20 protein-coding genes are annotated in these 25,532 nt (G+C 73.1%); 14 read left to right on the forward strand and 6 right to left on the reverse strand.

All coding sequences use genetic code 11. The features are described 5' to 3' along the window. The first annotated feature begins 103 nt into the window (after window positions 1–103). The 7 genes from SKED_RS17540 (at window position 104) to SKED_RS17570 (ending at window position 7,134) form a co-directional block, all read left to right on the forward strand. Window positions 104–1,102 (forward strand): AAA family ATPase, encoded by a 999-nt coding sequence (locus SKED_RS17540; protein WP_012868525.1) that lies wholly within the window; start codon window positions 104–106, stop codon window positions 1,100–1,102. A gap of 6 nt (window positions 1,103–1,108) precedes the next feature. Continuing rightward, on the forward strand, window positions 1,109–2,008 hold the full coding sequence (locus SKED_RS17545) for a DUF58 domain-containing protein (RefSeq protein WP_012868526.1): 900 nt from the start codon (window positions 1,109–1,111) through the stop codon (window positions 2,006–2,008). After that, on the forward strand, window positions 1,995–2,477 hold the full coding sequence (locus SKED_RS17550) for a hypothetical protein (RefSeq protein ID WP_012868527.1): 483 nt from the start codon (window positions 1,995–1,997) through the stop codon (window positions 2,475–2,477). The genes SKED_RS17545 and SKED_RS17550 overlap by 14 nt, the downstream gene beginning before the upstream one ends. Next, window positions 2,471–3,580 (forward strand): vWA domain-containing protein, encoded by a 1,110-nt coding sequence (locus tag SKED_RS17555; RefSeq protein ID WP_012868528.1) that lies wholly within the window; start codon window positions 2,471–2,473, stop codon window positions 3,578–3,580. Before SKED_RS17550 ends, SKED_RS17555 begins: the two co-directional genes overlap by 7 nt. After that, window positions 3,577–4,602, forward strand: coding sequence for a vWA domain-containing protein (locus SKED_RS17560; protein WP_012868529.1), 1,026 nt, complete (start codon window positions 3,577–3,579; stop codon window positions 4,600–4,602). Before SKED_RS17555 ends, SKED_RS17560 begins: the two co-directional genes overlap by 4 nt. Then, on the forward strand, window positions 4,595–5,683 hold the full coding sequence (locus SKED_RS17565; RefSeq protein WP_012868530.1) for a hypothetical protein: 1,089 nt from the start codon (window positions 4,595–4,597) through the stop codon (window positions 5,681–5,683). Before SKED_RS17560 ends, SKED_RS17565 begins: the two co-directional genes overlap by 8 nt. Window positions 5,684–5,745: 62 nt before the next feature. Further along, window positions 5,746–7,134, forward strand: a complete 1,389-nt coding sequence (locus SKED_RS17570) for a D-arabinono-1,4-lactone oxidase (protein WP_012868531.1) — start codon at window positions 5,746–5,748, stop codon at window positions 7,132–7,134. A 241-nt stretch (window positions 7,135–7,375) separates the two neighbouring features. Here SKED_RS17570 and SKED_RS17575 read toward each other — a convergent pair whose 3' ends face one another. Further along, window positions 7,376–9,808 carry a Pertussis toxin subunit 1 gene (locus SKED_RS17575; RefSeq protein ID WP_012868532.1) on the reverse strand — a complete coding sequence of 811 codons (2,433 nt, stop codon included), beginning with the start codon at window positions 9,806–9,808 and terminating at the stop codon, window positions 7,376–7,378. Between the two features lie 247 nt (window positions 9,809–10,055). Between SKED_RS17575 and SKED_RS17580 the strand changes: the two genes are divergently transcribed. Continuing rightward, window positions 10,056–10,697: an MBL fold metallo-hydrolase gene (locus tag SKED_RS17580; protein ID WP_012868533.1), complete on the forward strand. Its 642-nt coding sequence runs from the start codon at window positions 10,056–10,058 to the stop codon at window positions 10,695–10,697. 144 nt (window positions 10,698–10,841) lie between these two features. Here SKED_RS17580 and SKED_RS17585 read toward each other — a convergent pair whose 3' ends face one another. Both SKED_RS17585 and SKED_RS17590 read right to left on the reverse strand, forming a co-directional pair. Continuing rightward, entirely contained in the window at window positions 10,842–11,699 is an 858-nt protein-coding gene (locus SKED_RS17585) for an SDR family oxidoreductase (protein WP_012868534.1), read from the reverse strand. Between the two features lie 56 nt (window positions 11,700–11,755). After that, window positions 11,756–13,351: a SulP family inorganic anion transporter gene (locus tag SKED_RS17590; RefSeq protein ID WP_012868535.1), complete on the reverse strand. Its 1,596-nt coding sequence runs from the start codon at window positions 13,349–13,351 to the stop codon at window positions 11,756–11,758. A 168-nt stretch (window positions 13,352–13,519) separates the two neighbouring features. Between SKED_RS17590 and SKED_RS17595 the strand changes: the two genes are divergently transcribed. From SKED_RS17595 to SKED_RS20580, 3 genes are all read left to right on the forward strand, one after another. Further along, a complete protein-coding gene (locus SKED_RS17595) occupies window positions 13,520–13,924 on the forward strand; it encodes a MerR family transcriptional regulator (RefSeq protein WP_012868536.1) in 405 nt (134 codons plus the stop codon). A 229-nt stretch (window positions 13,925–14,153) separates the two neighbouring features. Continuing rightward, the gene (locus SKED_RS19270; RefSeq protein WP_012868537.1) at window positions 14,154–15,716 is read left to right on the forward strand and encodes a hypothetical protein; all 1,563 of its coding nucleotides are present in this window, start codon (window positions 14,154–14,156) and stop codon (window positions 15,714–15,716) included. Between the two features lie 89 nt (window positions 15,717–15,805). Beyond that, the gene (locus tag SKED_RS20580; RefSeq protein ID WP_012868538.1) at window positions 15,806–17,626 is read left to right on the forward strand and encodes a hypothetical protein; all 1,821 of its coding nucleotides are present in this window, start codon (window positions 15,806–15,808) and stop codon (window positions 17,624–17,626) included. Between the two features lie 264 nt (window positions 17,627–17,890). On the opposite strand, the gene SKED_RS17610 is transcribed toward SKED_RS20580, so the two are convergent. The 3 genes from SKED_RS17610 to pdhA all read right to left on the reverse strand — a co-directional run bounded on the left by SKED_RS17610 (window position 17,891) and on the right by pdhA (window position 22,050). After that, a complete protein-coding gene (locus tag SKED_RS17610; RefSeq protein ID WP_012868539.1) occupies window positions 17,891–19,546 on the reverse strand; it encodes a dihydrolipoamide acetyltransferase family protein in 1,656 nt (551 codons plus the stop codon). A gap of 168 nt (window positions 19,547–19,714) precedes the next feature. Then, window positions 19,715–20,896 carry an alpha-ketoacid dehydrogenase subunit beta gene (locus SKED_RS17615; protein ID WP_012868540.1) on the reverse strand — a complete coding sequence of 394 codons (1,182 nt, stop codon included), beginning with the start codon at window positions 20,894–20,896 and terminating at the stop codon, window positions 19,715–19,717. After that, window positions 20,893–22,050 carry a pyruvate dehydrogenase (acetyl-transferring) E1 component subunit alpha gene (pdhA, locus tag SKED_RS17620; RefSeq protein WP_012868541.1) on the reverse strand — a complete coding sequence of 386 codons (1,158 nt, stop codon included), beginning with the start codon at window positions 22,048–22,050 and terminating at the stop codon, window positions 20,893–20,895. Before pdhA ends, SKED_RS17615 begins: the two co-directional genes overlap by 4 nt. Before the next feature lie 324 nt (window positions 22,051–22,374). Here pdhA and SKED_RS17625 point away from each other — a divergent pair, with 324 nt between their 5' ends. The 3 genes from SKED_RS17625 to SKED_RS20395 are packed head-to-tail and all read left to right on the forward strand — an operon-like array spanning window position 22,375 to window position 25,489. Next, entirely contained in the window at window positions 22,375–23,739 is a 1,365-nt protein-coding gene (locus SKED_RS17625; RefSeq protein WP_012868542.1) for a sensor histidine kinase, read from the forward strand. Beyond that, a complete protein-coding gene (locus tag SKED_RS17630; protein ID WP_012868543.1) occupies window positions 23,727–24,446 on the forward strand; it encodes a response regulator in 720 nt (239 codons plus the stop codon). The genes SKED_RS17625 and SKED_RS17630 overlap by 13 nt, the downstream gene beginning before the upstream one ends. Continuing rightward, entirely contained in the window at window positions 24,443–25,489 is a 1,047-nt protein-coding gene (locus tag SKED_RS20395) for a DUF4097 family beta strand repeat-containing protein (protein ID WP_012868544.1), read from the forward strand. The genes SKED_RS17630 and SKED_RS20395 overlap by 4 nt, the downstream gene beginning before the upstream one ends. The last annotated feature ends 43 nt before the right edge of the window (window positions 25,490–25,532 follow it).

Raw genomic sequence — 25,532 nt, forward strand, 5'->3', positions numbered from 1 at the left:
TGGGCACCGCTCCACGGGTACCCCGACCCATGCCCCTGACCTGTCGCGGGAGAACCCCGCTGGCATACTGGAGGCCGCTCCCCGACGAAAGGCGCTACCCCACATGAGTGCAGGCGAAGGCGGCATCACGCCCGCTGACCTCGACACGGCCTCGACGCTCCTGCGACGGGTCGCGACGGTCTTCGACCAACGGGTCGTGGGGCAGGAGTCGCTGCGGACCGCGCTGGTGAGCACGCTCATCACCGGCGGCCACATCCTCCTCGAGTCGGTGCCCGGGCTGGCCAAGACGACCGCCGCCGAGACGCTGGCAGCGGCCGTGGGCGGCAGCTTCCACCGCATCCAGTGCACGCCCGACCTCATGCCCAACGACATCGTCGGCACCCAGATCTACAACTACGGCGAGGGTTCCTTCACCACGCAGCTCGGCCCGGTCCACGCGAACCTCGTGCTGCTCGACGAGATCAACCGGTCGAGCGCCAAGACGCAGTCCGCGATGCTCGAGGCCATGCAGGAGCGCCAGACGTCGATCGGCGGCGTCGAGTACCGCCTCCCCGACCCCTTCATGGTGCTCGCGACCCAGAACCCCATCGAGGAGGAGGGCACCTACGTCCTCCCCGAGGCGCAGATGGACCGGTTCCTGGTCAAGGAGGTCCTCACCTACCCGGCGGCCAACCACGAGGTCGAGATCCTCGAGCGCGTCGCCTCCGGCCGCCAGAGCGCGCCGATCACCGCCGAGCCCGTGTCCCTCGACGACGTGCGGTTCCTCCAGGGCCTCGTCGACGACGTCTACGTGGACGCGTCGATCAAGCGGTACATCGTCGACGTGGTCAACACGAGCCGCTGCGGCGGGCCGCGCCCGGTGCCCGGGCTCTCGGCGCACGTGCGCGTCGGGGCGAGCCCTCGCGGCAGCATCGCGCTCATGCGCGTCGCCCAGGCCCTCGCGGTCCAGGCCGGCCGGAGCTTCGTGGTCCCGGACGACGTCAAGGCCACCCGGCACGCCGTGCTGCGCCACCGCCTGGTCCGCACCTTCGACGCGCTCGCCAACAACGTGCAGCCCGAGCAGCTCATCGACGCGATCTTCGACGCCGTCCCCACACCGTAGGCCGTCATGGACTCCACCTCACGGCTCGCGCAGGTCAGGGCGAGGCTCGACCTGCCCCTCGCACGCCGTGCGTCGGGGCTGCTCGAGGGACGCCACCGGTCGATCCTCAAGGGGCACGGCCAGGACTTCGACGACCTGTCGCTCTACACGCCCGGCGACGACGTGGGCGACATCGACTGGAAGTCGAGCGCGCGGGCCGGCATCCCCGTGATCCGCCGGTTCGCCCGGCAGTCCAACCTCAACCTCGTGATCGTCGCCGACACCGGCCGCAACATGGCCGCGCTCGCCGCGGGCGGCGAGGAGAAGTCCGAGGTCGCCGTGTTCATGGCCTCGCTCGTCGCCTACCTCGCCCGGGACCGCGGGGACAGGGTCGCCCTGGTGGCCGGCGACTCCGAGCGCCTGCTGCAGCGTCCCCCGCGGTCGAGCACGCAGGAGCTCGAGCTCATGCTGCACGTGCTGGCCGGGGCCTACGACATCGACGCCCCGCCGAGCGACCTCAACCGTCCGCTGGAGCGGGCGATGAACGCCTTCACGCGGCGCTCGCTCATGATGATCATCACCGACGAGGCACGCCCTGAGCCCGGTCACGAGCAGCTGCTCCGCCAGCTGCGCGTGCGCCACGAGGTGATGGTCCTGGCCGTCGCCGACGCCTCCGCGCTGACCCTCACCGCCGGGGCGACCTCCAAGCCGGTGCGCGACGTCGACGCCGACCTCGAGCTGCCCGCGTTCCTGCAGCGCCGCCGCGGCCTGCAGCGGTCCGGCGAGCAGGTGGTCCGCGCGCGTCGTCAGATGGTCGCCGACCTGCTGCGCCGCCAGCAGATCCACGGGATGACCGCCACGGGCTCCGACCACGCGGTCGTCCAGCTCGTCGACCTGCTGGGGAGGCAGAAGCGTGCCGATCGATGACCTCGTGGGGCCCCAGGCCTTCAGCCCGTGGTGGGCGATCACCGGTGTCCTGGTCATCGCGCTGCTCGCCGCCTGGCTGGTGGTCGTCCTCGTGCTGACCCGCCACCGCCCCGTCGCCCCGACGGGAAAGGAGCCCGAGGTGACGTTCTCGCCCGGCACCGACCCCTTCCGCGACCTGCGCGCCCTGTACCTGGGGCAGGTCGACGAGGCGAGCCGGGCGTTCCACGCCCAGGAGATCGACGTCCGCGAGCTGCACCTGCGGCTCAGCGGCATCGTGCGCGGCTTCGCCGGTCGACGCCGCGGCATCGACACGACCGTCATGACCCTCACCGACATCGAGGGCCTCACCGGGGCCGGCAACCTCGCCAACCTCATCGCGTACTACTACCAGCCCGCGTTCTCCGAGGCCACGACGGTCACCGGCGTCGAGAGCGTCGAGGGAGCCCGGACGGTGATCAGCACATGGTGAACGCCGACACGCACCTCACCGGAGCGACCGCGCACGTCACCGAGGCGACCACGCACCTGGCCGCCGAGACGGTCACGTCGTCGATCGTGTGGCCGTGGGCCGTGCCGCTCGTGCTCGGCGTCGTCGCCGTCGTCGGGGCGATCGCCTGGTACCTCGTGCACCGGCCGCACCCCGTCAAGGACGAGGAGGCCGTGTGGGTCGCCAATTCCGACTACGTCGAGCACATCCCGCAGATGGCTGCGTGGGTGCGGCGGTACCGGGCGCTCCAGTGGGCCGGGGTCGCGACCATCGCGCTCGTCGCGGTCGCGGCCGGGTTCCTCGCCGCACGGCCGGTCGACGTCACGACGAGCCAGGGGAAGCTCGCGACGCGTGACATCGTGCTGTGCCTCGACGTGTCGGGCTCGATGATCGAGTACGACCAGCAGATCGTCGACGTGTTCTCCGAGCTGGTCGACAGCTTCGAGGGCGAGCGCATCGCCCTGTCGATCTTCAACTCGACCTCCCGGACGGTGTTCCCGCTGACGGACGACTACACGCTGGTCCGCGAGCAGCTCGAGGAGGCCAAGGCCGCCCTCGACCCGCGGCTGCTGGAGTCCGACGACATGGAGCTGGTCGACCGGTACCTGCGGCTGACCGCCGGCACCCTCGGCAGCTCCGAGGGCTCCTCGCTCATCGGCGACGGGCTCGCCAGCTGCTCGCTGATGTTCGACCGGGAGGACTCCGAGCGGTCCCGATCGATCGTCCTCGCGACCGACAACGACCTGCTCGGCACCCCGATCTACACGCTCCAGGAGGCCGTCGACCTCGCCTCCTCGCGGGACGTCACCGTCAACGGCCTCTACGGCGCGGTGCCCGGCGAGGACGCCGACAGCCCGCGCGCCCGCGAGTACGGCGACGCGCTCGAGGGTGCCGGGGGCATGTACTTCTTCAGCGACGACCCGCGGGCCGTCGAGGCGATGGTCGAGGACGTCCAGTCCCAGCAGGCCGTCGACCTCGACGCCGCCCCCGAGATCAGCCAGGCCGACAAGGCCGGGCCGTGGGTCTGGGTGGCGCTCGTCGGCGTCGGCCTGCTCGTCCTCGTCCAGTGGAGGTTGCGCGAATGAGCCTGCACCCGGTCCTTCCCGTGGCCGTCCTCGTCCTCGTGGTCCTCCCCCTGCTCGTGGTCACCGCCGTCCTGGCGGTCCGCGGCCTGCGCGCCGGCTCCTCGACCGGTCGCGCCCAGGCGGCGTCCTGGTCGGTGCGGTTCGGCCTGGTGCTCGTGGTCGGCGTGATGGGCCTGGGCCCGAGCGTCCCCCGCACCTCGACCGACTCGGCCGCCGCCGCGGTCGACGTGTTCTTCGTGGTGGACCGCACCGGGTCGATGGCCGCCGAGGACTACGACGGAGAGTCCAAGCGGCTCGACGGTGCCAAGGCCGACGTGCTCAGCGTCGTCGAGGAGATCCCGGGTGCCCGCTACTCGGTCATCTCCTTCGACTCCCAGGCCACCCGCCAGCTGCCGCTCACCACCGACACCCGCGCCGTACGGGCGTGGACCGAGACGGCCGACCGCGAGCTGACCTACCGGTCGCGCGGGTCGCTCGTCGACCGACCCCTCGACGAGCTGACGCGCGCCCTCCAGGGCTCCGTCGAGCAGCGCCCGGCCAACGTGCGCCTCGTGTTCTTCCTCAGCGACGGCGAGAACACCGCCTCGGGCACCCGGCAGTCGTACGCCGACCTCGCACCGCTCGTCGACGGCGGCGCCGTCTTCGGGTACGGCACCGACGAGGGCGGGCGGATGCACTCCCTCGACTTCTCGCCGAGCGGCGACATCGAGGAGGGCGACTACATCGTCGACTACTCGGGCGGCGGTACGACCGACGCGATCTCACGGATCGACGAGGCCGAGCTGCAGGCCGTCGCCGGCGAGCTCGGCGTGGAGTACCTGCACCGCACGACGCCCGGACCGACCACCGAGGCCACGGGCGGCATCGACGCCGACGTCATCGCGACCGACGGGCGCCGCGCGGTGACCTCCTTCCAGCCGCTGCTGTGGCCCTTCGCGGTGGCGCTCACGGGGCTGCTCGGCCTCGAGGTCTGGGGTGCCGGACGCCGCATCGGACGAAAGGTGGGGCTGACCCATGGCTGACCGGACCGGACCCGACCTGCCGACGCACTCGCGGCGAGGGGCGCAGGGGACGCAGGGGACGCCCGGCGCGCCGGGCGCCGTTGGCGGCCCCGCTGCCGAGGCGTCCGACACCACCAGCACCCGCCGCGCGCACCTCGCCCACCAGGCCGCCGAGCGCGCCGCCCGGGAGGCCTCCGACGCCGGCGTCCAGGCTCGCAAGGCCCGCCTGCGACGCCGGCGCAACCTGCTGCTGTGGTCGTCGCCGCTCATGGTGCTGGCCCTCGTGGTGGTCGGGAAGGCCCTCTCGGTGCCGGTCGTCGCGAACGCGGCGAGCGAGGACTTCGACGCGCAGTCCTACGCCGAGGCCGCCGACGGGTACCACCGGCTGCAGACGTGGAACGTCGCCGAGCAGTGGAAGGTGTTCTTCAACGAGGGCACCTCGGTCCTCGCCGCGGGCGAGCTCGACCCTGCCGTCAGCCTGCTCGACGAGGCCCTCGCGGCGGCGCCCGCGCTGCCCGAGGACATGTCGTCGCTCTCCGCCGAGGAGGCCGGGGCGCTCCCGGCGTGCCTGGTGCGCGCCAACCTGTCGGTCGCGCACGAGATGCGCGCCGAGGTGGCGCACCTCGCCGCGGACGCGCTCGTCGTGGAGATGACCGCGGCGCAGGAGGCCCTCGCGGCGCTCGGCCCGGACGGTCCGACCGACGGGTCGGTCGCGCCCGACCCCGAGCCGTTCCGCCTCGAGGCGATCGCCACGTACCTCGAGGCCGAGGAGCTGTACCGCACCGCGAACAGCGTCCGGGTCGAGGGCGGCTGCCCCGACGACGACGAGTCCCGGCAGCGCAACGTCGACCGGGAGACCGAGGCGCGGGAGAAGCGCGAGGCCCTCGAGGACCCGCCCCCGCCCGAGGACGGCGGCGGCGAGGACGACCAGGCCGACCCTCCGCCCGAGGGTGAGGAGGGCGAGCCCCCGCCGGACCCTGCCGAGCAGGAACGCCGGGAACAGCTGGAGCAGCGCGCGGAGGACGCCGAGCGCGAGCGCCAGCAGACGGAGGACTACACGGACGACGGCGCCCCCTACGACCCGGGGACGCCGCAGTGGTAGGTGGTGAGTCGAGAGCGTCCTTCGCCTGCCCCTCGTGGCCCCACCCACCCGGGTGAGCCACAATGGTCAGCGTGACCGATGACGTGAGCACGCAGACGACCGACCGCTCCAACTGGGCGGGCAACCTCGAGTACCGGGCGGTCGACCTGCTCCGGCCGACCACCCTCGAGGAGGTGCGGGAGGCCGTCACCTCGGGCGGGCCCGTGCGGGCCCTCGGCTCGAGGCACTGCTTCAACGACATCGCCGACACCACCGGCACGCACCTGAGCCTCGACCGCTTCGAGCCGGTCGACGCGAGCACGCTGGTGGTCGACACCGACGCCTCCGGCGCCACGACCGTGACGGTCTCGGGCGGAGCCCGCTACGGCGACCTCGCAACGGCGCTCTTCGAGCACGGCTACGCGGTCCCGAACCTCGCGTCCTTGCCGCACATCAGCGTCGCCGGGGCGATCGCGACCGCCACCCACGGCTCCGGCGTGACCAACCAGGGGCTGGGCGGGGCCGTCGTCGCCCTCGAGATCGTCACCGGCACCGGCGAGGTGCTCACGGTCCGGCGCGGGGACACCGCCAGCACCGGGCCGTCCACCAGCACCGCGCCCTCTGACATCACCGCGCCGTCTGACCACACCGTGCCCTTCGACGCCGCCGTGGTGCACCTCGGCGCGCTGGGCGTCGTGACGCGGGTGACGCTCGCCGTGGAGCCGACCTTCGAGGTCCGTCAGGACGTGTTCGTCGACCTCCCGTGGGAGTCCTTCGAGCGTGACGTCGACGCCGTGCTCGGCGCGGCGTACTCGGTGAGCGTGTTCACGCGGTGGCGCGACGACGCGATGGACCAGGTGTGGCTCAAGAGCCGCGTCGACGAGCTCGAGTCCCGCCCGGGCGGGGCGCTCGCCCTCGGCGAGGACTTCCACGGCGCCCGGCGCTCCCCCGTGCCGCTGCACCCGCTGCCCGGGATCTCCGCGGAGAGCTGCACCGAGCAGCTGGGGGTCGCGGGTCCCGCGCACGAGCGGCTCGCGCACTTCCGCATGGCGTTCACGCCGAGCAACGGCGACGAGCTGCAGAGCGAGTACCTGGTGCCCCGCCAGCACGCCGTCGCGGCGGTCGCCGCGGTCCGGGCGCTGCGCGACCGCATCGTCCCGCTGCTCCAGGTCACCGAGATCCGGACCGTGGCGGCCGACGGCTTCTGGCTCAGCCCGAGCGGCGCGCAGGACGCCGTGGGCATCCACTTCACGTGGCTGCAGCGCCAGGACGAGGTCGAGGCGCTGCTGCCGGTGATCGAGGAGGCTCTCGCCCCCTTCGACGCCCGCCCGCACTGGGGCAAGCTCTTCACCACCGACCAGGCGCGGCTCGCCGAGCTGTACCCGAGGCTCGCGGAGTTCCGCGAGCTCGCGGCCAGGCTCGACCCGCAGGGTGTGTTCCGCAACGACTACCTGCGCCGCGTGCTGGGCTAGGTGTCCTGAGCAGTCAGGTAGCCGGGGAGGGCTTGGCCGGCGACGAGCTCGGACGATCGACCATCCCTGCTGGCCCTCCGGCCCGGAACCGGTGCGCCCTGGTGCGGGCGGTGACCGCCGAGACCATGAACATCTTGGCCGCTGCGGAGGTCGCCAAGGCGTCGTCGACGATCAGCCTGTCCGGGCTCGACCTTGCGCGAGGGTACGACCAGCGACGCCCCAGCCGCTGACGTCTGGAGGTTCACCTCGGTCCAGCGGGGAAATAGAAGGTCTCGTTGACGTAGATGTCGCTCGGGTTCTGCGACGGCCCGTAGCCCCCATCCTCCGAGAACCGCAGGCTCAGGTTCACCGGGTAGCCCCCGAGGATCCTGTCGCTGTGGGGGAACTCCAGCACCTGGATCTGGCCACGCGGCAACGGCACGGTGCGGCGCGCCTCCTCCGCCACGACGCCGTGCTTGCGGATCGTCATGACGGTGCCGGCCACCACGTCCCCGCTGCGCGGCCGCCATCCGCCGAAGATGTTCCGGTACTCGACAGTTCCTGAGACCCTGACGACGGTCCGCCCGTGCGGAGCGCCCGGCGCACCGTGAGCAGTGTCAGCACAGAGCGTCAGCTGGATACGGTGATTGCCGTTCGGCGAGAAGCGATGCCCCTGCGGGGCGCAGAGCCTGCCCTGCGCCGGCAGGAGCTGAGGATCGGAGCTGAAGTCGACGAAGTCAGCCGGCCACACCGCGCCCGGACGATCTCCGGCGAGGTAGTCCGGGACACCGGTCCACCACTGATCGAGCGCGTCACGCTCGGAGTGCAGACTCACCATGATGTCGACGCGGTCGTCGATCACCTTCTGCCGGAAACCGACGCACTCAGGGTGCGTCGGGACAAAGCACACCCCCGGGTAGGCGATGGCAACATTCGTACCGACCCGCCGCTGCTCCTCCCAGACCGCCGTCTCCAGGCCGCGAAGGTGCGGGACGGCAACCTGCTGCCTGAAAGCGGAGAGGAGGGAGTCGTACGCCTGGGTCCACGGTCCGCTGGCCTCTGCGGTGTGACGCACGGAGGCCTTCATCTGGGCATCGTTCGCGATGCGGTACTGCTCCTCACGGTGGCGGGCCGCGTCGTCGAACGCGGTCTCGATCTCCGCCAGGAGGCCCAGCTGGTGCTCACGGATCTGACCGGTGGGGATGCTGACCCCGTCACCGGCGTCGACCGCGTGACGCACGGCCGCCAGCACGTAGCCGAAGCGCATCCTCTCCAAGGTGTCGAGGTCTGCCGCCAGTCGTGGGTCCAAGGTGCCCTCGAGGTGCTCCTGACGCAGATCCTGGAAGGCGTCGCCGAGGTGCTGGACGCGCACGGTGGTCAACGCCCGCTCGAGCGCCTCGGGCACGGAGTCGAGCTCGTCGTACATCTCCCACAGGTGACCCAGGTCAGGCGCCGGCGCCGGCGCCGGCCCTGGCCGGAACCGATCCACGATCCACTGGACCGCGAGGTCGGCCAGCAGCACCGGCTCCACGAACACCGCCAGCTCCGGCTGGACCATCTCGATGCTCTGCAGCGCGAGCGCCACGGAGTCGAAGCCCACGTCCGCCCAGTTACCGTGGTCCACGTCCTCGCGCAGCGCGTAGCCCGTCGCAGCGACCCCCAGGTAGGGGATGAGCTCGCTGCCGACGTCGACCGACCGCCCCACCGTCTCCATCACCTTCGAGATCAGCGTGTCGCTCGCAGTCACCGCCTCCAGGCGAGCGAGGTCCGCAGGGATCGACTCGGCCAGAGCGAGCCTCAGATCGGCGAACCCACCCGCACCTGCCGAGGCGTCAAAGGCTCGTAGCGCCTCGTTCGACTCGCTGAGCGGACCGAGCAAGGTCTTGCTGTCCGTGCTCAGCTCGTCAGGGAACGCGGTGAACCGCACCTCGCCGGACGTGGCGTCGAACGCGTCATGGAAGTCGGCCAGCTCCTCCTCTGTCGTCGGGCCCGAGCAGGCTCCGGCCCGCGCGGAGCCAGGACGACACGGCGGGATCAGGTCGAGCTCGGCGAAGTCGATGCCGTAGGGCTCGGCGGGCGGCAGGTCCACCGGCCGGATCGTGTCCGGGTTCTCCACCCACCCGTGCCAGTCTCCCACCGGGGATTGGCGGGGAAAGGCGCCGATCACGTGCTCAGCCGGGATCCCACCCAGTGCGGACCACTCGTCGAACGCGCGGCGTTGGTTGAGCAGCTCCAGCACCCGGTCTGCGTCGGCTGCACGGCCCGCATCCTGAAGATCCCCCGCGAACGCCTCCAGAGAGCTGTTCAGCGAGAAGAAGTTCTCCGACCTCCAGACTGCGTATACCCAGAAGCTCTCGCCCCGGCCCCGCATCATCACGTTGGCGAGGTCCAAATCGCTCACCGTCGACACGAACGCGCTGCCGGTCAAGCCCTCGTCGAAGTACCCGACCGCATGCGCGAGCAGCTGATCTCTGTCTCCGAGCGGCGTGAAACCTTCGGCGAAGACCACCTCAGGGGGTCGCGTGTCGACCCTGAACGTGCACACCGGCGGTGCCGAGCACCCGGGCGGGAGGTCCAGCCGCGGAGCGGAAGCGGCCGGAGCGGCGACCGGGACCACCAACCCGAGAAGGGCGGCCGTCAGGATGATCGCCAGGACTCGCGCTATCAAATTCTGCCTCAAGATGCTGTCAACCACGTCAAGCCCCCTTGCCGCTCGATCCGCCGCGTTGCGGACATCGCCGACGTTAACCGCGCGCAGGGTGCACGCAGGGCTTCTCGGACACACTTGCGGGTGCCGGGCACGAGGCCTACGGGGTGCACACGGGCGGCTCGGCGTCCACGCCCGGGGCCGTGTCGTGCCACCCTCGTGCTGCGGCGCTCCGCGCCCGCGGCCACGCAGTCCCGTGATGCCCGCACCCAGGGCACGACGTAGCGTGGAGCGCATGGATCTGACGAAGTACGGTCATGCCTGCGTGGTACTCTCCGACGCTGGTCGTCGGCTGGTGATCGACCCGGGCGGCTTCACGGAGCCGGGGGTGATCGGCGACGCCGGCGCGGTGCTGGTGACGCACGAGCACCCGGACCACCTGGACGTCGCGGCTCTCGAGGCGGCGTGGGCGGCCAACCCCGACCTGCGCGTATGGACCACGGCGGCGGTCGCGGAGATCCTCGGCGACCGCGACGGGCGCGTGACGGCGGTCCGCGACGGCGACACCTTCACCGCGGCCGGGTTCGACGTCACCGCCGTGGGCGAGTGGCACGCGACGATCCACCCCGACCTGCCCCGGCTGCAGAACGTGGGCTTCGTGGTGGACGGGACGGTGTTCCACCCCGGTGACGCCTTCACGATGCCGGGCCGACCGGTCGAGACGCTGCTGACCCCGGCGCACGCCCCGTGGTCCAAGCTGCAGGAGATCGTCGACTGGGTCCGCGCCGTGAGCCCCGCGCGCACCGTGTCCGTGCACGACGGGGCCCTCAACGACCGCGGCCTCGGGCTGGTCAACCGCATGCTCGGCGAGGGAGGGCCGGGGACGGGTGCGCAGCACCTGGTCCTGACCTCGGGCGAGACGGTGCGGCTCGACTGACCAGACGCCGAGCGCACGTCGCCGCGCTGCCGCGCCTGGCGCTCAGGGATCACCGCCGCCCCGCACAGAGAGGCCGCACCCGTCGTGGGTGCGGCCTCTCTGTGCGCTCAGGTGCCGTCGGGTCCTCGAGGGATCTCTCCTCCCTCAGAACACCGGCTTGCCGCCGGTGACGCCGATGACGGTGCCCGAGACGTAGCTCGCGTCGTCCGAGGCGAGGAACACGTAGGCGCCGGCGAGCTCGACGGGCTGGCCCATGCGGCCGAGCGGGGTGTCCTGGCCGAAGCTCTTCACCTTGTCCTCGGGCATGGTCGCGGGGATGAGCGGTGTCCAGATCGGTCCGGGGGCGACGGCGTTGACACGGATGCCGTCCGGGCCGAGGTCGCCCGCCAGGTTGACGACGAGGTTGTTGAGCGCGGCCTTGGTCGAGGCGTAGTCGAGGAGGGCCTCGGACGGCGAGTACGCCTGGATCGAGGTGGTCACGATGATCGACGCTCCTGCCTCGAGGTGCGGGCGTGCCGCCTGGACGAGCCAGAGGGTGCCGAACACGTTGGTCTCGTAGACGCGCTGGACCTGCTCGGGCGAGTAGTCCTCGAGGCCGCCGGGCTGGGCCATCTGGTAGGCGGCGTTCGCGACGAGGATGTCGATCCCGCCGACCTCGGCGACCGCCTGCTGCACGAGGGCGGCGTTGGCGGCGGGCGTCCGGACGTCGACCTCGACGCCCAGCCCGGTGACGCCCTCGGCGCGGACCAGCTCGAGGGTCGAGGCGGCGTCCTCGCGCTCCTCGGGCAGGTGCCCGATCACGACGTGGGCTCCCTCGCGGGCGTAGGCGATGGCGACGGCGCGGCCGATGCCGGAGTCGCCGCCGGTGATGAGCGCCCGCTTCCCGGCGAGGCGCCCGTGCCCGGTGTACGACGTCTCGCCGTGGTCCGGGGCGGGGTCGAGCTCAGAGGTGGCTCCGGGCCACCGGACGTCTGTGGTCGTGGGTGTGGTCTCGTAGCTCATCCGTCCACGCTACGGGCGGGTGTCCTGCCACGCGCGGTGGGGCGGGGACCGCTGTGTCAGCCCTCGCCGCCCAGGGTCCCGGTGAGGCGCGCGTGCCGGGCGGCCGACGCGTCGTCGAGCCCGCGGATGGTCACGGTGGTGCCGCGGCGTGCGTACCGCGTGGTGATGGCGTCGAGGGTCGCGACGGTCGAGGCGTCCCACACCTGGGCGCCGCTGAGGTCGATGACCACCTCGGCCGGGTCGCCGGCGTAGTCGAAGCGGTAGACGAGGTCGTTGGACGACGCGAAGAACAGGGCGCCGGTGACGGTGTAGACGCGGGTGCCGGACGGCTCGTCGGTCGCGACGACGTCGGTGAGGTGCGCTACGCGACGCGCGAACAGCACCGTGGCCACGAGGACGCCGGCGACGACGCCGACCGCGAGGTTGTGCGTCGCGACGACCACCGCGACGGTGACGACCATGACGGCGGTCTCGCTCTTGGGCATGCGGCGCAGCGTCGAGGGGCGGACCGAATGCCAGTCGAAGGTGCCGACGGAGACCATGACCATGACGGCGACGAGCGCGGCCATGGGGATGACCGCGACGACGTCGCCGAGGCCGACGACGAGGGCCAGGAGGAAGACCCCGGCGAGGAAGGTCGAGATGCGGGTGCGGGCCCCGGACGCCTTGACGTTGATCATGGTCTGCCCGATCATCGCGCAGCCGCCGATGCCTCCGAAGAACCCGGTGATGACGTTCGCGGCACCCTGGCCCCAGGCCTCGCGGGTCTTGTCGGAGTGGGTGTCGGTGACGTCGTCGACGAGCTTGGCGGTCATGAGGGACTCGAGGAGCCCGACGACGGCCATGGCGAGCGCGTAGGGCGCGATGATGCGCAGCGTCTCGAGGGTGAGGGGGACGTCGGGGACGAGCAGGGTGGGCAGCGAGTCGGGGAGCGCGCCCTCGTCGCCGACTGTCGGGACGTGGACCGCGAAGACGACCGTGGCGGCGGTGAGCAGGACGATCGTCACGAGGGGCGCGGGGACGACGGTGGTGAGCCGGGGCAGCAGGACCAGGATCGCGATCGCGGCGAGCACCAGCGGGTACACGAGCAGCGGGACGTCCACGAGGTGCGGCACCTGCGCGATGACGATGAGGATCGCGAGGGCGTTGACGAAGCCGACCATGACCGAGCGCGGGATGAAGCGCATGAGGCGTGCCACGCCGAGCACGGCGAGGAGCACCTGGACGATCCCGGCCAGGATGACGGTCGCGACGAGGTAGTCGACGCCGTGCTCGCGGGCCACCGGTGCGATCACCAGGGCGACCGCCCCGGTGGCGGCCGAGATCATGGCAGGGCGCCCACCGAGGAAGGCGATCGAGACGGCCATCGTGAACGAGGCGAACAGCCCGAGCCGGGGGTCGACGCCCGCGATGATCGAGAAGGAGATCGCCTCGGGGATGAGGGCGAGCGCGACGACGAGACCGCCGAGGGCCTCGGTCCGCAGGCGGCGCGGAGAGCGCAGCGCGGCACGGACGGAGTGCGCGGCGTCGGCCTCGGGCGGGGCGACGGGGTGCGGGGTGGCTTCCGGGGCGGGGTGCTCGGCGGAGTGCCCGGCGGGGTGCGTCGGCTCGGCCGGTGTCTTGCCAGGGCGACGTCGAGGGAGAAGTGGCACGGGTGTCCTCGGGGGAGGTGCTCGGCGCGGGCTCGGCGAGGCTGCGGGCGCGAGATGATGGTGGGCGTCGACGACGGTCGACGCGCCAGACTCTACCCTAACGTGAGGGTAGGGTTGACGACGGTCCGTGCGGGCCGCAGCGAGGAGACGACCACCGATGACCGCCCGATGACCGCCCCTGACGCCCCGACCCCCGGCGACGCCCTCCCCACCATGCACATCGGGGCGCTGGCCGAGCGGACGGGCATGTCCCTGCGCAGCCTGCGCCACTACGACGAGACGGGCCTGCTCAAGCCGTCCGGGCGCACCGACGGCGGCTTCCGCCTCTACACCGAGCACGACCTCGAGCGCCTCCTCGTCATCCGCCGCATGAAGCCGCTCGGGTTCAGCCTCGAGGAGATGGCCGACCTGCTCGAGGTCGTCGACCAGCTGCGCGCCGGAGCGGCCGACGAGGACGGGGCGCTGCGCTCGAGGCTCGACGCGTACGTCACCTCCGCGCAGGAGCGACGGGCAGACCTCGCCCGCAAGCTCGACATGGCCGACGAGTTCATCGGGCTGCTGCAGAGCACCTGAGGCGCGGGCGCAACCTCGGCACGTCGTGGCGTCTCGCATGTCGTGACGACTCGGTACGGCGCGACTTCTCGGTGTGGCGTGCATGTGCGGAAAACCGCACGACATGTGGAAACCCGCAGAGTATCCGCCCGAGGGCCCTGTGACCTGGCACACGTGAGCGTGCGGTCATAGCGTGGACACACCTGTTCTCAGAGCTGCTCGACGCTCAGACCCACCCTCGGAGACCACGATGGCTGCCCCGGACCCCCGCGGCGCCTCGCACGCACCCGGTGCCGGCGCCAGACGCTGGGTGGGGCGCGGTCTCACGGGGCTCGGGACGCTCGTGGTTGCCGGCGGTCTCGCCATGGCCCTGTCTCCCGCCGCCCAGGCCGACGAGCCTGCGCCGCGCGGCGGCCTGCTGCAGGGCCTCACGGAGGTCGGCACCGGTGTCGGCGACCTGACCGACGCGCTCGCCGGGACGGTCGCGGGTGTCACCGCCCCGGTCACCGGGGCGGTGTCCGACCTCGTCGGCGGCGCCGGAGGTGCTGTCGCCCCTGTCACCGCGCCGGTCGTCGACCAGGTGGTCACCCCCGTCGTCGAGGACGTCGTCGCGCCTGTCGTCGACGCGGTCGTGGTGCCCGTCGTCGAGGACGTGGTCACCCCCGTCGTCGACGAGGTCGTCGCACCCGTGGTCGAGACCGTCGTCGCACCGGTGGTCGTGGACGTCGCCGCTCCCGTCGTGGAAGGCGTCGCGGCCCCGGTCGTCGACGCCGTCACCCCGGTCCTCGACGAGACCGTCGCGCCGGTCGTCGAGGGCACCGTGGGCGCGGTTGTCGCGCCGGTGGTCGAGGACGTCGTGGTCCCGGTCGTCACCCCCGTGGTCGACGGGGCTCTCGCACCCGTCACCGACGGTGTCGCACCAGTGGTCGACGGCGTCGTCGTCCCGGTCGTGGAGTCCGTCGCCGGAGCGACCGCCCCGGTCAGCGGAGCTGTCGGCGCCGTCGTCTCCCCCGTGCTCACCCCGGTGCTCGGCGCCCTGTCGCCAGCACTCGGGACGATCGTCTCCCCCGTCCTCGGAGTGGTGGCCCCGGTCGTCGCGGCCCTCGACCCCGTGCTGGCGGCCCTCGCCCCTGTGACCGGTGCGATCGCCCCGGTGGTCGACGCGCTGTCCCCCGTGCTCGAGCCGGTGCTCGGGCCTGTCGTGATCCCCCTCCTGCCTGTGGTGGACCCCGTCCTGCCACCGGACCCCGGTGACCCAGGTACCGAGGGCCCCGGGACCGACCCGGGCGACGGAGCTCCGGACGACGAGACGCCGGGGGCCGGTCTCCTGCCGCCCACTCCCATCACCCCTCCGACTGCCGGCACCGCCGACACCGTCACCGCCGGGACCCCGGCGACCACCAGCACCTCTGGCACCGCGACCGACGCGTCCGCATCGAGCGCGGACCTCCGCGGGACCCAGGGCGGCCTCGGCGACCACCGGGTGTCGGGCTCGCCCTTCGCCGGCACGCTCTCCTCGACCGGCTCCACCGCCCCCTCGGAGGTCGCTCCCGCCGCCTCTGCAGCTGGCGCGCACGCCGGGTCGGGCCACCCTTCTCCCAGCCTCGGCGAGCCGATCGCCCCGGCGCCCGCAGCACCGGCGGCACCGACCGCCCCGGGTGCCTCCGCCGCGTCGCCCCGTGCACCGTGGGCGACCGACGCGATCCTCCCGACCGACCCGTCCATGCCGCTGCTCGCGGCGTGGGTCCTCACCGCGGGTGACGTCGCCCCGTGGCAGGACGTCGCTCAGGACATCTCCGTAGCACCTGACTGAGCGGGCCTCGTCGACCCTCGTCGTCGACAGCGCCCGCGGCGGACCGTCCGGTCTGCACGCACTCTTCTCCCGGTCAGGAACGAACTCTCATGAACACGTACGTCAAGCGCGCCTTGCGCACCACGCTGGTCGCCAGCGGTCTGGTGCTCGCAGGCACAGCAGCAGCCCACGCAGCAGACACAGACGGCATCGCGAACGGGTCGGAGGTGATCGCCCCGGTATCCGTCGGCGTCGACCTCTCGGGCCTGTCGCTCGGGCTCCTGGGCGACGCGACCAGCACGGTCGTCCAGCCCGCCCCGGCAGCTCCGGCAGCACCGGTGGTGGGTGAGGGCCCTGCGGCCGAGCTCCCGGTCCAGGCGCCCGCGGACGCTGCCCCGGTTACCGAGGGCATCGCCAACGGCACCGACGTCACCGCCCCTGTCGCGGTCGACCTCGACCTCTCCGGCATCGCCGTGGGTGGGATCGGCGACGCCGAGTCCACCGTCGTCGAGGCACCCGCAGCTCCGGCCCCGGCCCCTGAGGCCGCACCGGCTCCCGAGACCACCCCGGTCCCGGCACCCGTGACCGACGGCATCGCCAACGGCACCGACGTCACGGCACCCGTCGCGGTCGACCTCGACCTCTCCGGCATCGCCGTGGGTGGGATCGGCGACGCCGAGTCCACCGTCATCGAGGCACCCGCACCCGCCGCACCGGCACCGGCACCCGAAGCGCCCGCACCGGCCCCGGAGACCACCCCGGTCCCCGCGCCCGTGACCGACGGCATCGCCAACGGCACCGACGTCACCGCACCGGTCACCGTCGACCTCGACCTCTCCGGGATCGCCGTGGGCGTGGTCGGTGACGCGGAGTCCACCGTGGTCGCACCGACCACCGGCACGGCCCCCGCGGCTCCGGCCACTCCGGCCACTCCGGTCACCGGAAGCACGTCGGGCACCGTGACCGACGGCATCCTCAACGGCACCGGGGTCCTCGCCCCGGTGGTCGTGGACCTCGACCTGTCCGGGCTCGCGCTCGGCGTGGTCGGCGACGCGACCTCGACCACCGTCGTCGCGCCGTCGCCCGCACCGGGCACCGGTGGCTCCACCCCGACGCCCCCGGCCGAGGGCACTCCCGGGACCCCGGGAACCACTGACGGCATCGCCAACGGCACCGACGTCACCGCGCCGGTCGCCGTGGACGTCGACCTCTCCGGGCTCGCGCTCGGCGTGATCGGCGACGCCACCTCGACCACCGTGCAGGACGGCACCGGGACCGCGGCCCCGACCACTCCCGTCGGCGTCTCGACCGGCGGTCTGCTCGACGGCCTGCTGAACGACCTGGGCATCACCGCCCCGGTCTCCCTCGGCGTCGACCTCTCCGGGATCGCCGTCGGCGTGATCGGCGACGCCGAGAGCACCGTGGTCGTCCCCGGACAGCCCGTCACCCCGGTCGACCCGACCGACCCTGTCGACCCGACGGACCCCACCGACCCGGTGGACCCGACGGACCCGGTCGACCCGACGGACCCCGTCGACCCGACCGACCCCACCGACCCGGTGGACCCGACTGACCCGGTCGACCCGACCGAGCCTGTCGACTCGACCGACACCACCGACCCGGTCGACGGCACCGACACCACCGACCCGACGACACCGGCCGTCCCGGCCGGCTCCGGGATCACCGGCGGCGGCGCCGGTGGCACGATCACCGTGGGCACCGACGGCTCTGCCGTCACCGGCTTCGCTGCCACGGGCTCTGGCGACCGTCAGTCGTCCGCGGTCTCCGGCTCCGGCTGGACGGCGCAGGGAGCGCCGACGTCCGAGCTCGCCCACACCGGGACCCAGGCCCCTGGCCTGCTCGCCCTCACGGGCCTGCTGCTCCTCGCCGGCCTGGTGCTCCGTCGCACCGCGCTGCGGGGCAAGGCCTGAGGCTGGGCAGGCTGGCTGGCGTGCAGGAACCTCTGCCGCGCAGGTGCCTGACAGACAGGGCACCTGAGACACAGGGCACCTGACACGCAGGGCAGGTAGCTCGCAGCACCGCTGGCCTCGCTCCGCACGACGCCGGTCGCCGGGGTGGCACTGCCACCCCGGCCTCCGGCATGCTCGCCGAGGGCTCGAGGAGCCCAGCGTCCGGTCAGTACCGTGCGCGGTCAGCGCGGTGCCCGGTCAGCGCCGGATCAGCCCCGTGCCCGGTCAGCCCCAGACGAGCGCCTGGGCCGGCTCCTCGAGCACCGCGGCGACGTCGCTGAGCAGCCGAGACCCGAGGGCGCCGTCGACCAGGCGGTGGTCGAAGCTCAGCGCGAGCTGGGTGACGAAGCGCTTCTTGATCTTGCCCTTGTGCACCCAGGGCTGCTCGCGGATGGCGCCGAAGGCGAGGATCGCGGCCTCGCCGGGGTTGAGGATCGGCGTCCCGGTGTCGATGCCGAACACCCCGACGTTGGTGATGGTGATGGTGCCGTCGGACATGTCGGTCGGGCTGGTGCGTCCGGCGCGGGCCGTGGCGGTGAGGTCGGCGATCCCCTGGGCGAGGGACTTGAGCCCGAGCCGGTGGGCGTCCTTGATGTTGGGGACCACGAGGCCGCGCGGCGTCGACGCGGCGATGCCGAGGTTCACGTAGTGCTTGTAGACGATCTCCTGGGCTTTCTCGTCCCAGCTCGCGTTGATCTCGGGGTGCCGGTTGACGGCCAGCAGGAGCGCCTTGGCGGTGATGAGCAGCGGCGTGACGCGCACGTCGGTGAACTCGCGGTCCTTGCGGAGCCGGTCGAGCAGACGCATCGTCTTGGTGACGTCGACGGTCTGGAACACCGTGACGTGCGGCGCGGTGAAGGCGCTCGAGACCATCGCCTCGGCGGTGCGCTTGCGCACGCTCTTGACCGGGACGCGGGTCTGGCGCCCGTCGGAGGACACCTGGCCCGACGCGAGCCACGGGGCGTCGTCGTCGACGTAGGTCGCCAGGGCTCGGGGCTGCGCCTGGGCGCTGTACGCGAGCACGTCCTCTCGGGTGACGATGCCGCCGGGCCCGGTCGCCGGGACGCTCGAGAGGTCGAGACCGAGGTCGCGGGCGAGCTTGCGGACGGGAGGCTTGGCGCGGACGGCGAGCGACCCCGGCCGTGGCGCGACCTGCGAGACGGACCCGACGGACTGCGCCGCGAAGGCCGCCGGCGCCACGGCTCCGGCGGGAGCGGTGGCGGGGCGCTGCGTGGTCGGACGCTGCGGGGCGAGCGCCGCCGGAGGCTGTGCGGGCTGGATCCCCGCCGCCTGCTGGGTCGCAGCCGGGCGGGCTGCGGGCGTCTCGGTAGCGGCCGGTGCTGCCGGCTGCTGCGCGACCGGCGTCGCCGCGCGCGCGCCGGCTGCCGTCGCCTCTGCTCCCGACGACCCTGCTGCCGACGACCCCGCTGCCGGCTCTGCCGCGCGACGCGCACGGCGCGTGGTCCCACCGGTCGCGACGCCGTAGCCGACGAGCACGGCCCCCGAGCCCTCGGAGCCGGACGTCGAGGCGTCGGCGTCCGGGGTGGTCGGGGTGCTGTCGTCGGCGCTGGCCTCGCCGCCCTGCGGAGCCGTGGTCCCAACGGACCCCGCAGACTCAGCAGGCGCCGCACCGTGCGGGTCGGTGTCCACGACGATGATCGGCTGGCCGACCTCGACGACGGTGCCGACCTGCTCGATGATCTCGGTGACGACCCCGCCGTAGGGCGAGGGCAGCTCGACGAGCGACTTCGCGGTCTCGATCTCGACGATCGTCTGGTTCACGGTGACGGTGTCGCCGACCGAGACGTGCCACGCGACGATCTCTGCCTCGGTGAGGCCTTCGCCGGCGTCCGGCATGTTGAAGCGCTCAAAGGTGGGCATCTGGGGTCCTCCGGCGGTGCTGAGGTGGAGCATGGGGCGTCCCGGTCGCGCGTGCGGCGCGGACCGGTCCGTGGGCGGTGTCGGTAGAGCGGTGTCTGCGGGGCTGTGCCTGCTGGTCTGGCGTGACCGGTGCGGGTGCGGTGCTGGCCCTGTGCTGGTCTGATGCTCTCAGAACGCGAGCGACCGGTCGACGGCGTCGAGCACCCGGTCGAGGCTCGGCAGGTACTCGTGCTCGATCTTCGCGACCGGGTAGGGCGTGTGGAACCCGCCGACGCGCAGCACGGGTGCCTCGAGGTCGTAGAAGCACCGCTCCGTGACGGTCGCGGCGATCTCGGCACCGGTCCCGAGGAAGGTCGGGGCCTCGTGCACCACGACGCAGCGGTGGGTCTTGCGCACCGACTCGACGACCGTGTCGGTGTCGAGCGGGGAGATGGAGCGCAGGTCGACCACCTCGATGCTGGTGCCCTCCGACGCGGCGGCCTCGGCGACCTTGAGCGCGGTCGCGACCGTCGGCCCGTAGGCGACGAGCGTGAGGTCGGTGCCCGGGCGGGCGACGACGGCCGTGTTGAGCGTCGAGAAGCCGTTGGCCTCGGACACGGTGACCGGCTCGCGCACGGTGATGGACTCGCGCACCGGCTGCTCGTCGGCGGCGACGTCCTGCACGTCGGCCGTCTCCTGCTGCTCCGCAGCACGCCGACCGTAGGGCCCCTCGGACAGGTCGACGGCGCCCTTCTCCCAGTAGCGTCCCTTGGGCTCGAAGAAGAGCACGGGGTCGGGGCTCGCGATCGCCTCCTGGATCATCGTGTAGGCGTCCTGGGGCGACCCGGGCGAGACGACGCGCAGACCGGGGGTGTGCGCGAACAGCACCTCGGGGCTCTCGGAGTGGTGCTCGACCGCACCGATGCCACCGCCGTAGGGCACGCGGACGACGACGGGGACCGTGAGGCGCCCGCGCGACCGGTAGTGCATCTTGGCGAGCTGGGTGGTGATCTGGTCGAAGGCCGGGAAGATGAAGCCGTCGAACTGGATCTCGCAGACGGGGCGGTAGCCGCGCAGCGCGAGGCCGATGGCCGTGCCGAGGATCCCGGACTCGGCGAGCGGGGTGTCGACGACGCGGTCGGCCCCGAAGGACGCCTGCAGGCCGTCGGTGACGCGGAAGACGCCGCCGAGCGGGCCGATGTCCTCGCCCATGAGCAGGACCTTGTCGTCGCCGCCGAGGGCGGCGCGCAGGCCGGCGTTGATGGCCTTGGCGAACGGGAGCGTCTGGACGCCCGTGGGGACCGGCTCGGCGGCCGGGGTCCTGCCGGCCGCGCTGCTGGTGCTGGTGCTGCTCGTGGTCGGGGCGCTCATCGGTGGCCTCCCTGGTCCGTGAAGGACGACTCGTAGGACTCGAACCACGCGCTCTCGCGGGAGACGACCTGGTGGTCGGTCGCGTACACGTGGTCGAACATGGATGCGGCGGCGGGCTTGCCGAGCGCGCGGACGCTCGTGCGGATCCGCTCGCCGAGGGCCTCGGACTCGGCCTCGAGGGCTGCGGCGGCCTCGTCGTCCCAGGCGCCCTCGGCGACGAGGAGCGCGTGCAGGCGGGCGATCGGGTCGCGGTCGCGCCAGTAGTCCTCCTCGGCGCGGGTGCGGTAGCGCGTGGGGTCGTCCGAGGTGGTGTGCGCGCCCATGCGGTACGTGACGGCCTCGATGAAGGTGGGGCCGCCGCCGCTGCGGGCGCGCTCGAGGGCCTCGGCGGTCACGGCGTAGCAGGCGAGGACGTCGTTGCCGTCGACGCGGACGCTCGGGACCCCGAAGCCGGCACCGCGGCGGTACAGCGGCACGCGGGACTGGGTCGAGGTCGGGACGGAGATGGCCCACTGGTTGTTCTGGCAGAACAGCACGACGGGGGCGTTGTTCACGGCCGCGAAGCCGAGGGCTTCGCTCACGTCGCCCTGCGAGGTCGCGCCGTCGCCGAAGTACGTGATGACCGCGGTGTCGCGCTCGGGGTCGCCGGTGCCGACGAGGCCGTCGCGCTGGACGCCCATGGCGTAGCCGGTCGCGTGGAGCGAGTGCGACCCGATGACCAGGGTGTAGAGGTGGAAGTTGTGGGCCTCGGAGTCCCAGCCGCCGTGGTCGACCCCGCGGAACAGGCGGAGGATCTCGGCGAGGTCGAGGCCGCGGGTGTGCGCGACGCCGTGCTCGCGGTAGGACGGGAAGGCCACGTCCTGGGGGGCGAGCGCTCGTCCGGAGCCGATCTGCGCGGCTTCCTGGCCGAGGAGCGGCGCGAAGAGCGCGAGCTCGCCCTGGCGCTGGAGGGCGGTGGCCTCGGTGTCGAAGCGTCGGACCAGGACCATGTCGCGGTAGAGGCCGCGGAGCTCCTCGGTGCCGAGGTGGCTGGTGCGGGCCCGGTAGGGCGCGTTGCGGTCGTCGGAGACCCGGCTGCCGTCGGGTGCGACGAGCTGGACGGGTGCGTCCTCGTCGGTCTGGAGAGCCTCGGTCGGCTCGATCGGTGCAGTCACGCGTTCTCCTGACGGTCGATGCGCGGGCCTGTGGGCCAGCGCACGGTGTCCGACGGCGTCGGCCGGGCCGGCGTCGTCTGCCTACCTCTCAGTAGGCTACGCCAGCGTAACTTACGCAAGCGTAGGTTCGTGTCGTGGGGTCCGCACAAGGTTCTGAGGCGGACTGTGTACCCTCCGGACACTATCGATCCGAGTGCCCTCGAGAGCAGCCGAAGGTCCCCCGCGCCACGCTGGGGACAGCCCCACCACGGTGGGCTAGCCCTACCTCCCGCACGTGGGACCACCGGCTGGGAGACCGCCCTCCGCACGCCCTACGGTTGCGGCATGCACCGCACCGAACCGCCCGGCGACGCCGTGGGCACGGACGACCCCGCAGACCTGCGGCTCGTCGCCCCGGCCCTCACCGGCCCGCGCGCGCTCCTCGTCGCCCCTGTCGCACCCGCCACCTGGCGCGCGGTGTCGCAGGCGACCGTCGGGCTCCCCGTCCTCCTCGTGGCCGGGACCCTCGCGCTGGTCCTCGCGCCGCTCTCCGTCGGGCTCGTCCCGCTGCTCGGCACCGGCATCCCGCTGCTCCTCCTGACGCTGCTCGGCGCACGTGGCTTCGCGCGGGTCGAGCGGGCACGGCTGCGCGCGCTGCTCCGGGTGCAGATCACCCCGGGAGACCGTCGCCCACGGCGGTCCCTGCGTTCTCGGCGTGGTCTGCGGGAGGCGGCGACGGACCGCGCGGGCTGGTCGGCGGTCCTCTACGCCGCCGTCGCGGTCCTGCTGGTGTGCGTCCAGGTGCCCGTCGCCTGGGGCCTCGGTGTCGTGCTGGCCCTGCTCGCCTCGCCGGCCCTCGCCTGGGACGGCAGCCCGAGCACGGCTCAGGTGGCGCTGCTGGCCCTCGGGGTCGTCGGGCCCTGGGTGTGGGCCGTGGCCACGCAGTCCCTGGCGCTCGCGCACGCCCGCCTGGCCCGCGCACTCCTCGGCCGGTCTCGTGCGACCGACGACGTCGAGCGCGCCGAGGCCGCAGCCGTGCAGGCCCGCGAGGACGCAGACGTCGCGCAGCAGCGCGCCGAGCACCTCGCGACCACCCGCACGCGGGCCGTCGGCGCGGCGGACGACGACCGTCGGCGCATCGAGCGCGACCTGCACGACGGTGCGCAGCAGCGCCTGGTCGCGCTCGGCGTCGAGCTGGGCACGGCACGGCGCGCCGCCGCGACGGACCCTGATGCTGCGGCCGCGGCCCTCGACCACGCGCACCGGGAGATCAAGGAGACGCTCGCCGAGCTCCGGGACCTGGTCCGGGGCATCCACCCGGCGGTCCTCACCGACCGTGGGCTCGACGCGGCCCTCTCGGCGATCGCCGCGCGCCACCCCGTCCCGGTGACCGTCGACGTCCCGGACCCCGCCGCGCTGTCGGCCGCGAGCCCCGGGGCCCAGGCGGCCGCGTACTTCGTCACGGCCGAGGCGCTGACCAACTCCGCCCGGCACTCGGGCGCGGCGCACGTGCTCGTGCGCGCTGAGGTCGACGGTCCGCTCCTGCGCCTCGAGGTGCTCGACGACGGTCACGGCGGCGCGCTGCCCTCCCCCGGCGGCGGCCTCGACGGTCTGCGCAGCCGCGTCGAGGCCCTCGACGGGGCCTTCTCCCTGGACAGCCCCGCAGGTCGCGGGACCCGCATCACCGTGGAGGTGCCGTGCACGTCGTGATCACCGAGGACTCGGTCCTCCTGCTGGACGGGCTCACCCGGCTGCTGGTCGCCGAGGGGCACACCGTCACCGGGTACCGCTCGGCCGACGAGCTCGTCGCCGCCTTCGCGCACCTGACGGTCGACCAGCTCCCCGACGTCCTCGTGACGGACGTCCGTATGCCGCCGACGCACACCGACGAGGGCCTGCGCGCCGCTGTCCACCTGCGCAGCCTGCACCCGGGCCTGCCCGTCCTCGTGCTGTCGCAGTACGTCGAGCAGCGCTACGCGACCGAGCTGTTCGCCGGCGACGTGCGCGCGCTCGGCTACGTGCTCAAGGACCGCGTGGCCGACGTCGACGACTTCCTCGACGCGCTCGGCCGGGTCGCCGGCGGCGGCACGGTGATCGACCCCGAGGTCGTGTCCCAGCTGCTGGCCCGCACCCGCGGGACCGGCGTCGACAGGCTCACGGCGCGTGAGCGCGAGGTGCTCGGCCTCATGGCCGAGGGACGCTCCAACGGGGCGATCGCCGAGCTGCTGGTGGTCGGGACCGCGGCCGTCGAGAAGCACGTGACCTCCATCCTCACCAAGCTCGACCTCGCGCCGGACGCCGACGACCACCGCCGCGTGCTCGCCGTGCTGCGCTGGCTCGAGCACGCACCGTCGCAGCACCCGACCTCTCAGCACGACCGCTCCCAGCACGACCCTTCCCGAGGAGACCGACCATGACCGCCGCTGCAGCAGACGTCGACCCTGTCGCTCCCGAGCGGGACGCCGGCCCGGTCGCCCCGGTCGGCCCCAGACCCGGCCGCGGTGGCCGCGCTCTCCTCGTGCTCGGCGTCGTCGTGGGAGCCGCGGCGATCGCGCAGGTCGCGTACCAGGGTGCCGACTGGATGGCGACGACCACCACCGTCACGACCGCTGCGTACCCCGGCACGCCGGTCGTCGAGCTCGTGGCCGACGGCGCCGTGACCGTGACCGTCGGTGGGTCGGACCAGGTGGTGGTCGAGCAGACCGCGCGCACCGGGTTCCAGGACGTCACCTACAGCGCGACGACCACCTCCGCCGGTGGCGGTCGGGTCACGACGGGCCCGGGCAGCGCGGCGGACGGGTTCGGCGGCGAGCGCCTCGTCGTCGAGCACACGTGCCCGCGGGGGTGGAGCAGCGGCGTCTGCCGGGCCGACCTCGCCGTCGAGGTCCCGTGGGGGACGTCGGTCGTCGTCAGGTCGAGCAGCGGGACGATCCGGGCCGAGGGGGTCACCGGTGCACTCGACCTGGAGACGTCGGACGGCGACGTCGACGTGCTCGCCGCGACCGGCACGGTCCAGGCCCGCACCTCGAGCGGGCACGTCGACGTGGACGGCGCGGGCGGGCCGGTCCGCGCCAGCAGCGGTGACGGTCGCGTGTCGGTGCGGGACGCGGGCGGCTCGGTCGAGGCGCGGACGAGCAGCGGCGACGTGCTGGTCGACGGTGCCGGTGGCACGGTGACGGCTGATTCCGGAGACGGAGACGTCGAGGCCCGGCAGGTCGCCGGGTCCGCAGCCGTGACGACGTCGTCCGGGGCTGTCCGCGTGAGCGGGGTCCGGGGCGACGTCACCGCGACCACGGGCGACGGTCCCGTCGTCGTGCGCGGCACCGGCACCTCGGTCGCCCTCGAGATCAGCACCGGCGACGGACGGTCGACGGTCGACGCCCCGACCGACCCGTCGGCGACGCGCACCGTGACGATCCGGTCGAGCAGCGGAGACGTGTCCTACCTCGGCGCGGAGTGACGCGCGGTGGGCGACGCAGGCGGTCCGGCCGCGTCGCCCACGG

The organism is Sanguibacter keddieii DSM 10542, assembly GCF_000024925.1.
In the GTDB taxonomy this organism is placed as follows: domain Bacteria; phylum Actinomycetota; class Actinomycetes; order Actinomycetales; family Cellulomonadaceae; genus Sanguibacter; species Sanguibacter keddieii.

What these genes read in the sequence shown, in the direction of transcription:
- SKED_RS19270 (WP_012868537.1), top strand. Translation starts at nt 14,154, where the DNA reads ATGGCTGCCCCGGACCCCCGCGGCGCCTCGCACGCACCCGGTGCCGGC.
- SKED_RS20580 (WP_012868538.1), top strand. Translation starts at nt 15,806, where the DNA reads ATGAACACGTACGTCAAGCGCGCCTTGCGCACCACGCTGGTCGCCAGC.
- SKED_RS17625 (WP_012868542.1), top strand. Translation starts at nt 22,375, where the DNA reads ATGCACCGCACCGAACCGCCCGGCGACGCCGTGGGCACGGACGACCCC.
- SKED_RS17615 (WP_012868540.1), bottom strand. Translation starts at nt 20,896, where the DNA reads ATGAGCGCCCCGACCACGAGCAGCACCAGCACCAGCAGCGCGGCCGGC.
- SKED_RS17545 (WP_012868526.1), top strand. Translation starts at nt 1,109, where the DNA reads ATGGACTCCACCTCACGGCTCGCGCAGGTCAGGGCGAGGCTCGACCTG.
- SKED_RS17560 (WP_012868529.1), top strand. Translation starts at nt 3,577, where the DNA reads ATGAGCCTGCACCCGGTCCTTCCCGTGGCCGTCCTCGTCCTCGTGGTC.
- SKED_RS17540 (WP_012868525.1), top strand. Translation starts at nt 104, where the DNA reads ATGAGTGCAGGCGAAGGCGGCATCACGCCCGCTGACCTCGACACGGCC.
- SKED_RS17555 (WP_012868528.1), top strand. Translation starts at nt 2,471, where the DNA reads ATGGTGAACGCCGACACGCACCTCACCGGAGCGACCGCGCACGTCACC.
- SKED_RS17610 (WP_012868539.1), bottom strand. Translation starts at nt 19,546, where the DNA reads ATGCCCACCTTTGAGCGCTTCAACATGCCGGACGCCGGCGAAGGCCTC.
- SKED_RS17580 (WP_012868533.1), top strand. Translation starts at nt 10,056, where the DNA reads ATGGATCTGACGAAGTACGGTCATGCCTGCGTGGTACTCTCCGACGCT.
- SKED_RS17595 (WP_012868536.1), top strand. Translation starts at nt 13,520, where the DNA reads ATGACCGCCCCTGACGCCCCGACCCCCGGCGACGCCCTCCCCACCATG.
- SKED_RS20395 (WP_012868544.1), top strand. Translation starts at nt 24,443, where the DNA reads ATGACCGCCGCTGCAGCAGACGTCGACCCTGTCGCTCCCGAGCGGGAC.
- SKED_RS17585 (WP_012868534.1), bottom strand. Translation starts at nt 11,699, where the DNA reads ATGAGCTACGAGACCACACCCACGACCACAGACGTCCGGTGGCCCGGA.
- SKED_RS17570 (WP_012868531.1), top strand. Translation starts at nt 5,746, where the DNA reads ATGGTCAGCGTGACCGATGACGTGAGCACGCAGACGACCGACCGCTCC.
- SKED_RS17565 (WP_012868530.1), top strand. Translation starts at nt 4,595, where the DNA reads ATGGCTGACCGGACCGGACCCGACCTGCCGACGCACTCGCGGCGAGGG.